The following is a 15,374-nucleotide window of genomic DNA, read 5'->3' on the forward strand; positions in this document are numbered from 1 at the left end:
TCATCGGCGGCATGCGGTTCGCCCTTGATCGCCTTCCCACAGATCCAGTCCTCCTGCAGAAAATGCTGCTGGAGATGGCCGATGCCATGGAACAGGAACGGGCCGAACGGAGGGCCGCGGAAGCCACGGTCAAAGCCCAGACCTTGCGGATCGAAAAGCTCGAGCATCGTGTCGCGCGGCTGCTGCGCATCCAGTTCGGCCGCAGCTCCGAGAAAATGGATATCGCTCAGCTGCGGCTGATGTTCGAGGAGGTCGAGGCGCCGGAACCCGCCAACGATGAGGTGCCGGCGGCGCCGGTAGCAAAATCGGCCCGCAAACCTGGCAGCCGCGCTCCGCTTCCGGCGCACTTCCCGCGTCAGACCGTCGATCATCAGCCCAGCCCATGCAGTGGCGGTTGTAATGGACCGTCAGTCCAGATCGACGAGGCCGTCACTGAGGTCCTCGATTATGTTCCGGCGCGCTTCCGCGTCATCCGCCATGTCCGGCCCAGGCTGGTGTGCCGATCCTGCGAGCAGATCCGCCAGGCGCCCGCCGTCGATCTGCCGCTGCCCAAGGTCATGGCAAGCAGCGCCTTGCTGGCCAATCTCGTCGTCAGCCGCTTTGTCGATCATCAGCCCTGGCATCGGCAGTCGGTGATCTTCCGCCGGGTGGGGCTGCATATCGATCGGGATGTGATGAGCCGCTGGGCGCGGAAACTGGCATGGCTGCTGGCGCCACTGGGCGAGCGGCTGTTCGCCTATATCCGGGAAGCCGCCAAGATCCATGGTGACGACACGCCCGTCACCTTGCTGGGCAATGGCGACGGTAGCCGGACCGGACACTTCTGGGTGTATCTGCGTGATGATCGCTCAAGCGGCGACATGAGCCCGCCCGCCGTGGCCTTCCGCTTCAGCGCCGATCGTGGTGGGGCGCATCCGGCGGAACATCTCGCCGGCTATCAGGGGTATCTCCAGGCGGACGGTTTTGCGGGCTATAACGCGCTTTACCGTGACCCCAAAACCAAGGCTCCCAGGGACATCGTCGAAGTTGGATGCTGGAGTCACAGTCGCAGAAAATTTACCGACATACTGGAAAAGAGCCCGTCACCGATCGCGGCGGAGGCGGTCGTGCGGATCGCCGAACTCTTCGCCATCGAGCGCGATATCAAGGGTGCGCCACCCGATGAGCGGAGGCGCATCCGCCAGATCAAGGCGGTGCCGAAGCTGGAGGCTTTGCGCGTCTGGCTTGAAACCCAGAACCGTGGCCTGTCGTCCGACAGCAATCTGGCGCGGGCCTGTCGCTATCCGCTCAATCGCTGGCAGGCCATGATCCGCTACTGCGATGATGGTCGGCTCGAGATCAGCAACAATCTGGTGGAAAACGCGCTGCGCGGTGTCGCGCTCGGGCGCCGGAACTGGATGTTCGTCGGCTCCATGAAGGGTGGAGAGGCCGCCGCGCTCTTCTACGCCCTGGCAGGCACATGCCGCCTCAACGGCGTCGAACCCGAGGCGTGGTTTACGGACGTCATCGAGCGCATCGGCAACCATCCGATCAATCGGATCGATGAACTGCTACCATGGCGCTGGCAGGCTACACGCGATATTGCTCAGGCCGCATGACAAGCTCGCAGCCTCTCTCCGCCTTCCTCGCCAACCCTAACTGGGATCCTGACCTGCTGCCGCCGCTCGAGATGGACGGATATCTGACCGGCATTCTGGTGACGCCGGACTTGGAGGCCTCGGAATGGGTCAGTGGTCTGTGGACGACCATGCCAGGTTCGGCGGCAGATGAAAGGACTTCGCACGCTCTTGCCGCCGTCGTGGCACGACGCAGAGCCATCGAAGCTGATCTTCAGAAGGGCTGGCCCGGCTTCCAGCCCAGCTTCTGTGAGCCAGGCGAAAAAGCCGATCACGCCAAGGTCAGGCAGTGGGTGAAGGGCTTCTGGCAAGCCATGAAGCTCGAGCCGCAATACTGGTCCGATCTAGCCGAGGATGAACGGACCGCGACATTTATCAAGTTGCTGGTCGGCTTTATCGATGGTCGTGAGCCGATCGAAGAACGCGATGATGCTGACGAAATCCGCGACGAGGCTGCAGCCCTGCTACCTCGTGCGATCGTGGGCATGAGGAAACTCGCCCTGATGCGCGAGCGCAACGTCAACGCCCTTCGAACCATCCAAGCAAACAAGATCGGCCGCAACGAAACCTGCCCATGCGGATCAGGCAAAAAGTTTAAACGCTGCTGCGGAGCATAATAGACTGACGCGTCAATGCCCGGTTACGTCGGCGCTTACGAAGCGACCGACTTTGGTCGACAACTGACGGCTCTGACGACGCGCGGCTTCAGGAAGCGCTTATTGCGATAATACAGTTATCACATAAGCAGATTTGACCGTTCTTTATAAGGTGGGCTACAAGCGCGGCTGAGGAGCGAGGCGCGTCGTGAGCACCGAAACCGCCCGGGAAGGGCCAGAAATCCCCGTAGCGCCGCCTGAGGCTGTCCTGCCGGCCGTCAGGGCGCCGGCCGACCTTGCGTGGACGATCGTGCAGATGCGCGCCGGCGAGCGCATCACCGTCAACGAGGGCCTGATCGCCGCCTATCAGGCCGCTTCATCGCCCCATAGCATCCGTGCGCTCAAGTCCGACGTCGAGGCGTTCGATGCGTGGTGTAGGCGCAACAACCGGATCGCGCTGCCGGCCACGCCCGAGACCGTGGCCGATTATCTCGACGCGCGGGCCGGGAAGGGGAGCCGGCCGGCCTCGCTATCCCGCTACAAGGCGTCGATCGCCAAGATCCACCAGCTGCTCGAGCTCAAGGATCCGACGCCGGCGCCGCTGGTGAAGCTGCGGCTCCAGACGGTGCGCCGCGAGAAGGGGGCTGCGCAGAAGCAGGCGCGGCCGCTGCGGTTCAAGGGCCCGGTGCGCGACGTCGAGCGCGACAAGGCGCGGGGGCTCAACATCCGCGCGCTGCTCGAGAGTTGTGGCGAGGATCTGCCGGGGCTGCGTGATCGGGCGCTGCTATCAGCCGCTTATGACACCGGGCTGCGCGCCTCCGAACTGGTGGCGGTCGCCATTGAGCATATTGAGGAGGCGATCGATCCCGAAGCGCGGCTGCTGCAGATTCTGCGTCATAAGGGCGATCAAGACGGGGAGGGGGCGACCGCCTACCTCAGCCCGCGCACCGTCGCGGCGATCGCGGCGTGGACCGAAGCGGCGGGGATCACGACAGGGCCGCTGTTCCGGCGGGTGCAGGTGCGGCGCTACAAGGCGCGGGCAGCCGTGCGCGGTCGGCCGATCGACAGCATCTCGGGCCGGGAGACGTGGGATCTGCGCAAGACGCTGTCCAAGCCGGCGGTGAAGGCGCGCGTCGAATATGACATCGGCACCGTGGCGCTGCACCCGGGCTCGATCGGACCAATCTTTCGGTCGATCATCGGCCGCGCGTTCGACCGTGGCGCGCTGCCCGATTTGACGGCGGACGATCTGGCGCGGTTGCTGAAGGGGATCAGTGCGCACTCGACGCGGATCGGGCTCAATCAGGACCTGTTCGCCAGCGGGGAGGATTTGGCCGGCATCATGGACGCGCTGCGGTGGAAGTCGCCGCGGATGCCGCTCGCTTATAATCGCAATCTCGCGGCAGAGCAGGGGGCGGCGGGGCGCCTTATGGCGAAGATTGGCTAGTCATGACGGCCTAAATAGGTCTTTGGATGATGCCGTGCGACCACACGACGGCGGCAGGTAGATCGAGGGATTTGCGCAGCGGCAAGAACCGGAGAAGGGAGGCTGAGCCCCCGGGTCTTGAGCTACAACGTTAAGCCTAAGAAACGGGCAGGGGCCTGGTAGCGCGTAGTGTATGAGCGAAGCCACCATCGCTCAAACTCATCAGCACAGTCCAATTTCGAAGAGGAAACAAGAAAGTGGTTCCGGAAACGGTATGGATCTTATCCTGTGTAAACGCTCGCGCTAAATGGCGGCGTTCTGATCGCGCTATTTGTCAGTTGCCGGGTCCGATGATGTGGATCGGCGTGCAAAAAGGACCCCGTTAGCGGGGTGATCGGCGTCTAAAAGGGACCCCTCATTTCGATGGTTTAAGCAGCCGGCTGGATTTTCAGGCGGCGAGATCGGGATGTTGATTTTGGAGACAGTGGTTCGGATTCGGCGCGAGTATGGGTCGTGCGGCTGAGCGGAACAGGAAAGTGTCGTAAGGGGCATTATTTCCTTTCAAAAGTCCCATTCGGAATTAGGTTGGCGTAGCGGTCTGAGGCCGCCGTTTGCGACGGCGTCAGGCACGGAGAAGTCGTAGCGGCCGAGGAAATTGATGTGACGCCAAGATATCGGCGAGAGCCGAGCGATATCGGCGGGCAGCGGCGGCGTCCCGGCCTCGCTGAGTTGGCGCACGGTTTCCTGCATGTAGACAGCGTTCCAGTGGACGATGGAGTTGAGGGCCAGACCGAGGACCCCAAGCTGCTCCTCTTGGCCCTGACGCAGAGGGCTTCTGATTTCGCCCCGATCGCCGTGATGGACGCGCCGACCGAGCTTGTGGCGCAATTCCTGCCGGTTGAGCTGAAACAATATTCGTCGCCGGAACGGCCGGTCATCGATGTATCGCAGGATATGCAGCGTCTTGATGATGCGGCCGAGTTCAGACAGGGCCTTGGCCAGCGTTGTTGGGCGGTCTTTGACCTGCAGCATTCGCATGACGCCTGCGGCCTTGAGGTGGCCGAGCTTGAGCGATCCGGCCAAGCGGATAAGGTCGGACCAGTTTTCCCGGATCAGATTGATTTTAACCCTGCCCCAGGCGGTCTGATCGAACGGCCCATAGCTCGCCTGGCGGTCGATACGCCAGAGTTTGGCGTCGCCGATGTCCGCCAGACGGGGGCTGAACCGGTAGCCCAAGAGCCAGAACAGACCGAAAATGGCGTCGGAATAGGCGGCGGTGTCGGTCATGATCTCCAGAGGATCGAGCTCGGTTTCCTGCTCCAGCAGGAGAGCCAGGACGACCAGGCTGTCGCGCAACGTGCCGGGGATGACCGCTCCGGTCAGACCGCTGAACTGATTGGAAATCATGTTGTACCAAGTGACGCCGCGCTCCTGGCCGTAATATTTGGGGTTGGGCCCGGCGTGTATGGCGCTCGACGGAGCGACAAAACGCATGCCGTCGGCGCTGGCCACCTCGCCTGCGCCCCAATGTTGGACGATATCCAGACGACTGTGAGCGGAAACGATCGCGGCGTTGGCCGCGGCGATGGTCTCGGGCCGAATGAAATTCTGACCGACCCAAGAAAGACGGTCGCGACGCAGAGCCGCAAATTCCGGGCGCACGATCGGCTCAAGACCGATGTTGCAGGCGCCGCCGACCAGGGTCGCGCACAGGCTTATCTCGAAGTGCTCGACGGTGGCCTGACGCTCGCTCAGATGCGTAAAGGACTTGGCAAATCCGGTTCGCGCCATGACTTCAAGAAAGATGTCGGGCATTCCGGCCTTCGGCATGCGCGTTTGGACGGCGGCGCGAAGTGCTCGAAGGCTCTCGGGTTCATCAAGCTTGTCGAGGGGCGTGACCACAATCCCCATCTTGTCGGCGACCGTCTCAAAACGCAGGTCCGGATTGTCGCCGGCGCGCGCAACGACATGTCGATATGCCTCGTCGAGAAGGCGGGAGAGACCGTCAATCTCAATGTCGGCTTCCAGAGATCGGCCCAGGGCGCGTGCTACCATCAACCTGGAATTGTGCCAGGACTCGCCCTCGAGCATCCCGCGCCGGGGATCCCCGTATCGGATGCCGGGCTTGGCGAACACATCGCGACGCTTGATCGCCAGACGCCACGCATCGATGATCGCGAAGACATAGGCCTTCGGGTCGCGCATCCTGCCATCGTCATCCAGGACATGTTGCCTCCACGCCTTCGAGACCGCAGCGATCGGTGCGCCGCGCATCTTGACGAGAGAGGACCAGTCGTCCACGCCCTTGAGGTAGCTGATCGCGGCCTTGACGTTTTTGCCACCTGGGGCAGCGTCGGTCTCGATGCGGGTAGCGATTTCAAAGAACAATCGCCGGGCGCTCCGCCATTTTGTTCGCAGTTGATCATAGGGCTTGGTCTCCGCGGGCTTGGCGATCGCCTCCACCTTGGACATGGCGGCCTCGATGTCGGGACGGGGCAACCGCTCGAAGAGCACATCTCGCCATTCATTGAGGGGCAGGGCGTCGTCGGTCAAAACCAACAGACCCATTGCGTGGAGCAGCATCGCGGCGCCATCGAGATCGCGCAGACTGCGCAGGCGGGCCTGTTTGTCGGCGGCTTCAGCCCCTTTCACCAAGTCGGCGAGCAGAGCCTCGGCCAGCTCGGCGGCGTCGTCCTGGGCCGCCGCTTCGAGCGTATGGAAGAGCGCGGCTACGGTCGCGGTTCGACGAGGCTCCTGAAGGGCGGCGATGGCCGAGGGCTTGCCGACGCGCGCTACCCGCGCGAGCCGCTCAAGGGTTGTGGCGGGAACGCCCCGCGGTGGCGCCGGCCGCAGATTGAACGCCCGGACCGCATCGAGCCGATCAAGGTGTCGGAAGAGTTCGGTCGGCATGCGCTTGGAGGGAACGGTCCGGAGCGCGTCCAGGGCGGCGAACGTGGATGTGTCGCCATCGTCAAACAGCGCGGCGATGCGCACGCGCTGGTCATCGCTCAAGCTGGCGACCAGATGGCGCCAAAGCCTGGTCCGCGCACGATCGCGGATCCTGCCAACCAGGCGCTCGACGACCGTGACGCCCGGCAGCAGCACCTTGTTGGCGATCAGCCAGGCCGCAGCTCGATCAATCAGGGGGCCGGGCCGATCGTCGCCGCTCCAGCAAAGGGCGTAGAGCCATCGGGTCAGCCGGAAACGTGCCACCGCGTTGTCGCCAAAGTCCGTGAAGCCGCAGTGCGTCCGGATGAGCGCGAGGTGCCGGATGCGTCGGCTTCCCGCAAAATAGGCGTCCACGTCCGTGCCGGGTTCAAGAGCGAGTTGTTCGATCACGGCCGCCAGGACCGACGCTGGGATCTCGGCGGGCGAGACTGGAAATGCGCCCAGAAACCGGGCGCTCGTCAGCATCACGGCAAAGCCGAGCCGATTGTGGTCGCCGCGCAGAGTTCCAATGAGGTCGCGATCAGTTTGGTCCAGATGGAAATATCGCGCGAGTTGATCGGCCGACGGTTCGCCATCAAAGCGGGCAAAGCCCTGACGCTGGGCGTCAGTGAGGTGACGGGTGGGCATACCGTGCGAAACTTTCAACTTTTGCGAAGGGGACGGCCCATGCCGATAAACAAGGCGAATTTCTTCGCAAAACATATGTGCGAAACAAAATTGTTTTGCAGTAACTTTCGCACAATATCTGGAGCAGTCGCATGAAGCTCGGCTACGCGCGCGTTTCCACCGAGGATCAGAACTTGGAAATCCAGCGCGGTCGGCTCTCGGAGGCGGGCTGTGAAATGATGTTCGAAGAGAAAATATCGGGGGCCGCTCGTGGCCGGCCCGAGCTTGAAAAGCTGATGGGTCACCTGCGCAAAGACGATGTTCTCGTCGTCGCCCGCCTCGATCGTTTGGCGCGATCCACCATCGAACTCCTGCACATCGCGGAACGCATCAAGGAAAAGCAGGCAGGATTACAATCGCTTGATGAACCTTGGGCCGATACCACGTCCCCGTCTGGCGTGATGATCATGACCGTATTCGCTGGGATCGCCCAGTTCGAGCGGACTCTCATATTGAGCCGAACCGAGGAGGGGCGAAAGGCGGCGATGGCGCGCGGTGTGAGCTTCGGACGCCCAAAGAAAATGCGCCCAGATCAGGCGGAGCTCGCTCGCCAACTCGTTCTCGAGGGTAAGTCCATTAGCGCCGTCGCAAGGACCTTCAACGTTCACCCGGCCACCATCTATCGCTGTATCGAGCCAAACAGTGCCTTATGACACTTTCCTGTTCCGCTCAGCCGCACGACCCAGTATGCCGGCGGCAAGGCGATCAAGGCGATCGCGCGGGATTTGCATGTGTCGCGGAAGGTGATCCGCAAGGCGATCCGGGCGCCGGAAGGCGCATTCGACTATCAGCGCAAGGTTCAGCCACTGCCTAGGATCGGGCCGTTTCAGGATCGCCTGAACACACTGCTGGAAGAGAACGAGGTGCGCGGCAGGCGCGAGCGACTGCGGATGACGCGGATACATGATCTGCTGGAGCGCGAAGGTTTTGAGGGTTCCTACGATGCCGTTCGGCGCTACGCGGCGCGCTGGAAGGCCGACCGGCGCAAGGATGCCGGCGATGGTGTCACCGCCTTCATCCCGCTGATGTTCAAGCCGGGCGAGGCCTACCAGTTCGACTGGAGCCATGAGGATGTGGAGATCGCCGGCAAGCCGATGCGCGTGAAGGTTGCGCATATGCGGCTGTGTGCATCGCGGGCGGTCTATGTCCGGGCCTATCCGCGCGAGAGTCAGGAGATGCTGTTCGACGCGCATGCGCGCGGCTTTGCTTTCTTCGGCGGCGTGCCGGGCCGCGGCATCTACGATAATATGAAGACGGCGGTGACGAGCGTGTTCACGGGGAAGGAGCGGGTCTTCAACCGGCGGTTCCTGATCATGACCGACCATTATATGGTCGAGCCCACCGCCTGCTCGCCGGCGGCGGGATGGGAGAAGGGCCAGGTCGAGAACCAGGTGCAGACGATCCGGGGCCGCTTCTTCCAACCCCGGTTGCGGTTCGCCAGCCTCGACGAGCTCAATGGCTGGCTGGAGGCCGAGTGCCAGCGCTGGGCGGAACGACAGGCACACCCGGAACAGGGCGAGCTGACCGTGGCGCAGGCGCTGGAGATCGAGCGATCGGCACTGCAGCCGATGCTGGGACCGTTCGACGGCTTTAACGAGAGCGAGCATGCGGTGACGGGCACCTGCCTGATCAGCTTCGATCGCAACCGCTACTCGGTTCTCTCGACGGTGGCGCGGCGGACGGTGCAGGTCCGGGCCTATGCCGACCGCATTGTCGTGCGCTGCGGCGAGGAGGTTGTCGCCGAGCATCCCCGCTACTTCGGGCGCAACCGCACGATCTATGACCCCTGGCATTATCTGCCGGTACTGGCCCGCAAGCCCGGAGCGCTGCGGAACGGCGCGCCCTTCCAGGACTGGGATCTGCCGCCGGCGCTGGCGCGCCTGCGCCGCAAGCTTGGCAATGGCGACGATGCCGACCGCCGGTTCGTCCGTGTGCTGTCGGCCGTGCTGACCGATGGTCTGGAGCCGGTCGAAGCGGCCGTCCGCGAGGCATTGGCGACCGGCACGGCGAGCGACGACCTGATCCTCAACATCCTGGCGCGGCGCCGCGAACCGCCGCGACCGCTCACCATCATCACCTCCGAAGACAGCGCCTTGCGCCATCCGCCGATCGCCGACTGCGCCCGTTACGACCAGCTGAGGACCTTCGATGCAGCGGCATGACATGATCGAGGCGATGCGCGGGCTTGGGCTCAAGGGCATGGCGGGCGCGTTCGACGATGCGGTCACCACCGGCCTTCAGCGCCAGCGCACCACGATGGAGATACTGACCGACCTTCTGCGCGCGGAAGCAACACATCGCCATGCTGCCTCGATCCGATACCGGATGGCGGCCGCCCGGCTGCCGGTCGTGAAGGATATCGATGCGTTCCGGTTCGAGGGCACGCCGATCAACGAGGGGCTGGTGCGTTCGCTGCACAGTGGCGCGTTCCTGCCCGCTCGGCGCAACATCGTCCTGGTCGGCGGCACGGGCACCGGCAAAACCCACCTGGCCATCGCCATCGCCGCCAATGTCGTTCGCTCGGGTGCGCGAGGCCGCTACTTCAACACCGTCGATCTGGTGACCCGCCTCGAAGAGGAGGCCAGGATCGGCAAGAGCGGCGCTCTCGCCGCCCAGCTATCCCGACTCGACCTGATCGTGCTCGACGAACTGGGATATCTGCCGTTCGCCCGCTCGGGCGGCCAGTTGCTGTTCCACCTGATCAGCAAGCTCTACGAGCAGACCAGCGTCATCATCACCACCAACCTCGCGTTCGGCGAATGGCCCACCGTGTTCGGCGATCCCAAGATGACCACCGCGCTCCTTGATCGCGTCACCCACCATTGCGACATCGTCGAGACCGGCAATGACAGCTGGCGCTTCAAAAACCGCAGCTGATCGCCCCCACCGACCTCCGATTAAAAGATGCTTTGCGCTGCGCGCGCCTCCGGTCGGGCTCCGCCCTCCCTACGCCGCGCGCAGCGCAAAGGCGCGTGTCCGATCAACCTTGCGCCATCGTGAAAGGGGGTCCCTTTTGCGCGCCGATAGGGGGTCCCGTTTGCACGCCGATTGACATACAAGCACTCCGCCATCACCGCGACCGCTCATACGAGGCTCGTTTGACTGCTCGATGTCCATGCTCATGCCTCCTTAAAGGCCGCGAGCTTTCCTATTCCGGTGCCGGCAACAAGGTCACGTTCCGTCGGCGCTTACCAAAGGTCGGCGTTGCAACGCGATGCAGAAGATGCGTGCGCGTCAGTCCGGGTCCGACCGCAGTAGTACCCGCGCTACGAGGTCGTAGCGCGTCGGGTGTATCCGATCCCGCGTCGGAAAGCGCAGCAGATCGATCGTCTCATCAGCATAGGTCGCAGCGACCGAGTTCACAATGTAGGCATGTTGACGACTGTAAGGAAGAAGCCAAATGACCCGATGGCAGATGGTCCGGATACGGATACTCGTCAGCCTGGCGGCGAGATCAGACCTTGCATCGTCGTTGGATCCGACCGAAAAGACGCATGCGCCGTACTTCTTCGTTGGGAAACGCCATCCAAGTATCTGATGTGCATGCACACGCTCGGCCGCTAGCACATCGCACTGGGGGGCATATTTCGCGTTGATGGCGCGTGCGGTCCCCAGCCCGATGCTGTCGCCCAATATGAGGCACTCAAATACGGACCTGCTCCCCGGCATCGGGAACGTTGCTGTCTTGGTCTTCGATTTGTTGCCGGATTTCCGATACGTCCACCTTGCCGATCAGGTAATCCCCCTCATCCTTGAAAAACGCCTCAATCCGCTTCGTTTCGTCCAGAGGTGGCAAAAGCGAACCGAAGCGGGCCTGCCATTGCTGCTCTACAAAACCCAGGAGTGCCTTCCAGGAAGCCGCCTCGCTTGCGTGGACCTGGAGCATCTTATGACCCTCATGCAGGATGATAAGGACGGAGGCGTGCATGATGCTATCCATCGTAAGCGGCAAATCAGTACGGGCAGGCACGACCTGCCTTTTCGTCGCAAAACATGCAATTCCGGCCACCCGAAATCAAAAATACATATCAACTATGTCTATGTACTGCCAAACTGATTCTAGAAAATACAAGAAAAACCTTCACATGTGTAAAGAGAAAGTTTCAGTTAATTTTGTATATACTCAGAAATTTATCAGAATTGTTATTATAACAACAGTTCTATCAACTCACCAAAAGTGACTTGATAGGAATCTCAGGGTTTGCAAGTACAGATTTATCAGGAGTGGCCTGCGTGATAACGAGTGCCTTACCCTGAACATAGTCCTTCACAGAGTTGACGCAGTCAAGGGCCAGCACCTTACCCTTGCTAAGATATACGAGCGTGAAGCTGCGCGCTGCGCTCTGGCCCCGCACGACGACTTCATCGTATCCCAAGCTAAGCCCGATAGTCTGGAGCTTGAGATCATATTGGTTCGACCAGAACCAGGGAACGGCGTGGTACGGCGCGGCGTCACCAGCAATATGCCTGGCGGCCGTTATGGCCTGGTCATTGGCGTTCTGAACTGACTCCAACCGGATCCGCTGACCGCCAGCAAAGGGGTTGGCATGGATCGCGCAATCGCCGATCGCGTAAATGTTCGGCAACGAAGTCTGACAGAATTCATCGACTTCTACCCCGTTCCCGCTTGCCGCACCCGCCGCGATCAATGGCTCTACGGCCGGAACGATCCCGATGCCGACGACAACCATGTCTGCGGGTAAGACCGAGCCGTCAGACATCCGGACACCCGTTACCCATCCATCATGTCCAATCAGGCAATCCATTTTGGCGTTCAAATGGATCTCAACGCCATGCGCCCGATGTTCAGCCTCATAAAAACGAGAAAGCGGTTCACCAGCGACCCTTGCCAGCACACGATCCATCGCTTCCAGCACCGTCACTTGCTTGCCGAGCTTGGCGAGTACCGCAGCCGCCTCGAGGCCGATATACCCGCCACCGATCACCACGACATTCTGCACTTTCGGCGTCTCGGCCAGCATGCGGTCAGCGTCAGCACGAGTGCGGACGTTGTGGACACCCATGAGATCGCTTCCCGAACAGCTCAAGCGACGAGGCGCACCGCCAGTTGCCCAGATCAGCTTGCCATAGCCAATGCGGCTTCCGTCGGAGAGCACAACATTTTGCTCCGCCGGATCGACGGCCACAACCCGTCGCAGGAGCTGCAACTCGATATCGCGCTCGGCCCAGATTGCCTGAGGTCGAATGAGAATTCTTTCGAAGCTCTTTTCGCCTGAGAAATATTCCTTGGAGAGCGGCGGGCGTTCATATGGCGGATCTGGCTCATCTCCCAGCAGTGCCACACTTCCCGCATATTTATGCTGGCGCAGCGCGAGCGCGGCTTGAGCTCCCCCATGCCCGGCCCCAACAATAAGAACATCGTACCGCTCGCTCATGGGATAGATAGCTTCCTTACAGGATTACATAAGCCGTGCTTTGCTTGTCACGCCGTCGGTTAACGGCAAGAGCCTGATTGAGCTCTCTTTGCGAACTCAAGTGCCCTCAATCTTCCGGCGCAATCGTGATGCAAAGTCCGTCCAGAGCATCAGAGATAGTCAACTGACAGGATAACCGAGATCTTGAGCAACGGTGCTCGGACGAGTCCAGAAGATCGTCCTCATCCGTACTCATGGGTGGCAAGCGATCGAGAAACGCTTCATCGACCTGGATATGGCAGGTTGCGCAGGAGCAACACCCTCCGCACAATGCAAGCAACTCGTCGATGCCTGCGTCGCGGATCGCTTCCAGTAACGTGGTTGCGCCATTCGGTGTGACTGTCACGCGCTCGCCAGTGCGCGTTGTAACGGTAATCTCCATTAGTCCTCTAATTTCCAAATATGCTTTTTGGCAGTCTGCTATCGACTGAAAAACCTCCACGCCGCCTTGGCGCGCAAGGCTCATGGGGAAAGCGCGTAGTCCAATCCGATATCGGCCGCGGGAGCACTTTGGGTGATGCGCCCGACTGATACAAAATCGACGCCAGTCGACGCGATTTCCCTAATCGTATCGAGCCGCACGCCGCCTGACGCTTCGATGGGGACGCGGCCGCCGACAAGGGCGACGGCCTCTTTGAGCTTGGCAGGAGACATGTTGTCGCAAAGCAGACGATCCGCCCCCGCCATCAGCGCAGGCTCGATTTGTTCGATCCCGTCAACCTCGACCTGGACTTCCAGCCCGGTATTGGCGGCTTTCGCAGCCTTGACCGCTTCGACAATGCTGCCAGCGGCGGCGATGTGGTTGTCCTTGATCAGGATACCGTCATCCAGACGCATGCGATGATTCCGCGCCCCGCCCACCTTGGCGGCATATTTCTCGATCGCCCGAAGACCGGGAATTGTCTTGCGCGTATCGAGAAGGACGCAATCCGTACCGGCGATCGCTTCGGCATAAGATCGCGTCACCGTCGCGATGCCGGTCAGGTGCTGGAGCGTATTGAGAGCGGACCTCTCGGCCGCGAGCATGAGCTGCGCGCTTCCCGCAATTCGCATGAGGGGCTGCCCAGCGGCAACATTGTCCCCATCCTGCACCAGGAATTCGATAGCGACCTCGGGGTCGAGCTTACCGAAAAACGCGGCTGCCAGCTGGAGCCCGGCAACCACTATCGGTTGCCGGGCAGCCAGAACGGCGGAAAAGCGCGCGCTGGCGGGGACTGACACACGGCTCGTGACGTCTCCGCTCCCCAGATCCTCACTCAGAACATAATCGACGAAGTTGTCGAGTTGTTGCTGATCCAGGCCCGCGATCAAATCCGACTCACGCATCAGGAAACCGCGTCCGCCAGATCTTCAACTTCTTCCTTGTCGGCGAAGACGCCGGTCAAGCGCCTCTCCTCCTCGGAGACGTTGATCAGCCGCCAGTCATCGCCCTTGGGGACCATGCCCTCGAACGACATGAGCTTCGCCAGTGGCACGCGCGGTTCTACAGCACCCAGTGCCGGCTCGCCTTTCTGAACAGCCTGGGCGGCGCGATACATCTGGGTGCGGAAGGTGAAGATCGCCTTGTCGCTCGAGCCGAGCAGATCCTCGCTGCGGTCGGCGATCGGCCCCATCGATTCCCACATCGCCATGTCCTGACAGGGAATGCCGTAGATGCCGGTAAAGTCGCCGGCTTTCATCAGGGCCCGGTCCTGCAGATAGTTGTTTTCGGCGTTGCGCCGCTTTTTGAAGGTAACGGGCTCGACGTCCTTGCCAATCTCCGCCCCGCAGAACTTGCGCCAGGCATCCTGACTGATGCCCTTCGTCGGATGCCAGGCGATCCAATAGAACATGGTGTTCACATCGTCGATCGGAACCAGCATCTGTGACAGATGATATTGGTCGTTGGACGGGATGTGCACCGTGAACGGAGCCTGGAACAGAGTCATGCGTACATAGTCCTGCTTGTCCGCATCGATGATCGGCTTGCGGATAGCAGCATAACGAAAGCCGAACGGCGTTTTCTGCACTTCAATCTTGGGCGCCTTGTCGGCCGACGGGCGAAGCCACGCGGTGTCCGTAGCCGTCGAGCCGCTTACTTCGGTGGCCGTCGGCATGTTCGATGAATGCAGGCTCGAACTGTGCGCCGAATCGATCGACCCTTCGAGAACCTGCGCCCAGTTGCAGCCGCCATGCATTTTCACGATGCTGATCTTCTCAGCCGGCGCGGCCGACCAGTTCGGCGGGCTGAAAGGGATGACATTTTCCGGGTCACCCATCCACACCCAGACGAAACCAGCAGATTCTACCACCGGATATGCCTTGGTCTTCATCGTGCCGCGTAGCTTTGCATCGACCGGCTCGGAAGACATGTCGACGGCATTGCCGTCCACATCGAATTTCCAGCCATGATAAAGGCAACGCAGGCCGCATTCCTCGTTGCGACCGAAGGCAAGGGAAGCGCGCCGGTGCGGGCACAGCTCGTCGAGCGCACCGATGCGCCCCTCCGTATTGCGGAACACGACCATGTTCTCACCCAGCAAGCGAACACGCAACGGCGTGCCGTCTGGCTCGGCGACGTCCTCGATCATGCAGGCGGGCAACCAGTGCTGCCGCATCAGCTTCCCCATTGGGGCCTCGCCCTCCACACGGCAAAGCAGATCATTTTGTTCCGGAGTCATTAGCTACCCTCCTCATTTTGGCTTGG

12 protein-coding genes and 1 pseudogene are annotated in these 15,374 nt (G+C 61.6%); 6 read left to right on the top strand and 7 right to left on the bottom strand.

Going from position 1 to position 15,374, the window contains the following annotated elements; all coding sequences use genetic code 11:
* Window positions 1-11: 11 nt before the first annotated feature.
* The 3 genes from tnpC (at window position 12) to ACFOKF_RS00870 (ending at window position 3,659) form a co-directional block, all read left to right on the top strand.
* Window positions 12-1,598, top strand: coding sequence for an IS66 family transposase (gene tnpC, locus ACFOKF_RS00860; protein ID WP_380792315.1), 1,587 nt, complete (start codon window positions 12-14; stop codon window positions 1,596-1,598).
* Complete coding sequence (locus ACFOKF_RS00865) at window positions 1,595-2,233, top strand: UPF0149 family protein (protein WP_380792318.1); 639 nt, start codon at window positions 1,595-1,597, stop codon at window positions 2,231-2,233. Before tnpC ends, ACFOKF_RS00865 begins: the two co-directional genes overlap by 4 nt.
* Before the next feature lie 187 nt (window positions 2,234-2,420).
* The gene (locus ACFOKF_RS00870; RefSeq protein WP_013039113.1) at window positions 2,421-3,659 is read left to right on the top strand and encodes a site-specific integrase; all 1,239 of its coding nucleotides are present in this window, start codon (window positions 2,421-2,423) and stop codon (window positions 3,657-3,659) included.
* Window positions 3,660-4,199: 540 nt separating this feature from the next.
* Here ACFOKF_RS00870 and ACFOKF_RS00875 read toward each other — a convergent pair.
* Entirely contained in the window at window positions 4,200-7,214 is a 3,015-nt protein-coding gene (locus ACFOKF_RS00875) for a Tn3 family transposase (protein ID WP_037555775.1), read from the bottom strand.
* Between the two features lie 131 nt (window positions 7,215-7,345).
* Here ACFOKF_RS00875 and ACFOKF_RS00880 point away from each other — a divergent pair, with 131 nt between their 5' ends.
* The 3 genes and pseudogenes from ACFOKF_RS00880 to istB all read left to right on the top strand — a co-directional run bounded on the left by ACFOKF_RS00880 (window position 7,346) and on the right by istB (window position 10,130).
* Window positions 7,346-7,906, top strand: a complete 561-nt coding sequence (locus ACFOKF_RS00880; RefSeq protein ID WP_011950653.1) for a recombinase family protein — start codon at window positions 7,346-7,348, stop codon at window positions 7,904-7,906.
* A 30-nt stretch (window positions 7,907-7,936) separates the two neighbouring features.
* Window positions 7,937-9,415, top strand: a pseudogene (istA, locus tag ACFOKF_RS00885) (IS21 family transposase); the annotation flags it as partial.
* Entirely contained in the window at window positions 9,402-10,130 is a 729-nt protein-coding gene (gene istB, locus ACFOKF_RS00890) for an IS21-like element helper ATPase IstB (RefSeq protein ID WP_011950403.1), read from the top strand. The pseudogene istA and the gene istB, both read left to right, overlap by 14 nt.
* 357 nt (window positions 10,131-10,487) lie before the next feature.
* Here the strand turns inward: istB and ACFOKF_RS00895 are convergent, their stop codons facing one another.
* The 6 genes from ACFOKF_RS00895 to ACFOKF_RS00920 form a co-directional block, all read right to left on the bottom strand.
* Complete coding sequence (locus ACFOKF_RS00895) at window positions 10,488-10,886, bottom strand: hypothetical protein (protein ID WP_225900034.1); 399 nt, start codon at window positions 10,884-10,886, stop codon at window positions 10,488-10,490.
* Window positions 10,887-10,896: 10 nt separating this feature from the next.
* Window positions 10,897-11,181, bottom strand: a complete 285-nt coding sequence (locus ACFOKF_RS00900; RefSeq protein WP_230461513.1) for a hypothetical protein — start codon at window positions 11,179-11,181, stop codon at window positions 10,897-10,899.
* Between the two features lie 235 nt (window positions 11,182-11,416).
* Complete coding sequence (locus tag ACFOKF_RS00905; RefSeq protein WP_017184790.1) at window positions 11,417-12,649, bottom strand: NAD(P)/FAD-dependent oxidoreductase; 1,233 nt, start codon at window positions 12,647-12,649, stop codon at window positions 11,417-11,419.
* 106 nt (window positions 12,650-12,755) lie between these two features.
* Window positions 12,756-13,070, bottom strand: coding sequence for a 2Fe-2S iron-sulfur cluster-binding protein (locus ACFOKF_RS00910; protein WP_037478039.1), 315 nt, complete (start codon window positions 13,068-13,070; stop codon window positions 12,756-12,758).
* A gap of 80 nt (window positions 13,071-13,150) precedes the next feature.
* Window positions 13,151-14,014: a carboxylating nicotinate-nucleotide diphosphorylase gene (gene nadC, locus ACFOKF_RS00915; RefSeq protein ID WP_017184792.1), complete on the bottom strand. Its 864-nt coding sequence runs from the start codon at window positions 14,012-14,014 to the stop codon at window positions 13,151-13,153.
* Window positions 14,014-15,348, bottom strand: coding sequence for a Rieske 2Fe-2S domain-containing protein (locus ACFOKF_RS00920; protein WP_017184793.1), 1,335 nt, complete (start codon window positions 15,346-15,348; stop codon window positions 14,014-14,016). The genes nadC and ACFOKF_RS00920 overlap by 1 nt, the downstream gene beginning before the upstream one ends.
* Window positions 15,349-15,374: the final 26 nt, after the last annotated feature.

Source organism: Sphingobium rhizovicinum, assembly GCF_042647625.1.
GTDB classification, from domain to species: domain Bacteria; phylum Pseudomonadota; class Alphaproteobacteria; order Sphingomonadales; family Sphingomonadaceae; genus Sphingobium; species Sphingobium rhizovicinum.

Coding starts and splice junctions, on each gene's coding strand:
- tnpC (WP_380792315.1), top strand. CDS start 12: ATGCGGTTCGCCCTTGATCGCCTTCCCACAGATCCAGTCCTCCTGCAG.
- ACFOKF_RS00865 (WP_380792318.1), top strand. CDS start 1,595: ATGACAAGCTCGCAGCCTCTCTCCGCCTTCCTCGCCAACCCTAACTGG.
- ACFOKF_RS00875 (WP_037555775.1), bottom strand. CDS start 7,214: ATGCCCACCCGTCACCTCACTGACGCCCAGCGTCAGGGCTTTGCCCGC.
- ACFOKF_RS00880 (WP_011950653.1), top strand. CDS start 7,346: ATGAAGCTCGGCTACGCGCGCGTTTCCACCGAGGATCAGAACTTGGAA.
- istB (WP_011950403.1), top strand. CDS start 9,402: ATGCAGCGGCATGACATGATCGAGGCGATGCGCGGGCTTGGGCTCAAG.
- ACFOKF_RS00900 (WP_230461513.1), bottom strand. CDS start 11,181: ATGCACGCCTCCGTCCTTATCATCCTGCATGAGGGTCATAAGATGCTC.
- ACFOKF_RS00905 (WP_017184790.1), bottom strand. CDS start 12,649: ATGAGCGAGCGGTACGATGTTCTTATTGTTGGGGCCGGGCATGGGGGA.
- ACFOKF_RS00910 (WP_037478039.1), bottom strand. CDS start 13,070: ATGGAGATTACCGTTACAACGCGCACTGGCGAGCGCGTGACAGTCACA.
- nadC (WP_017184792.1), bottom strand. CDS start 14,014: ATGCGTGAGTCGGATTTGATCGCGGGCCTGGATCAGCAACAACTCGAC.
- ACFOKF_RS00920 (WP_017184793.1), bottom strand. CDS start 15,348: ATGACTCCGGAACAAAATGATCTGCTTTGCCGTGTGGAGGGCGAGGCC.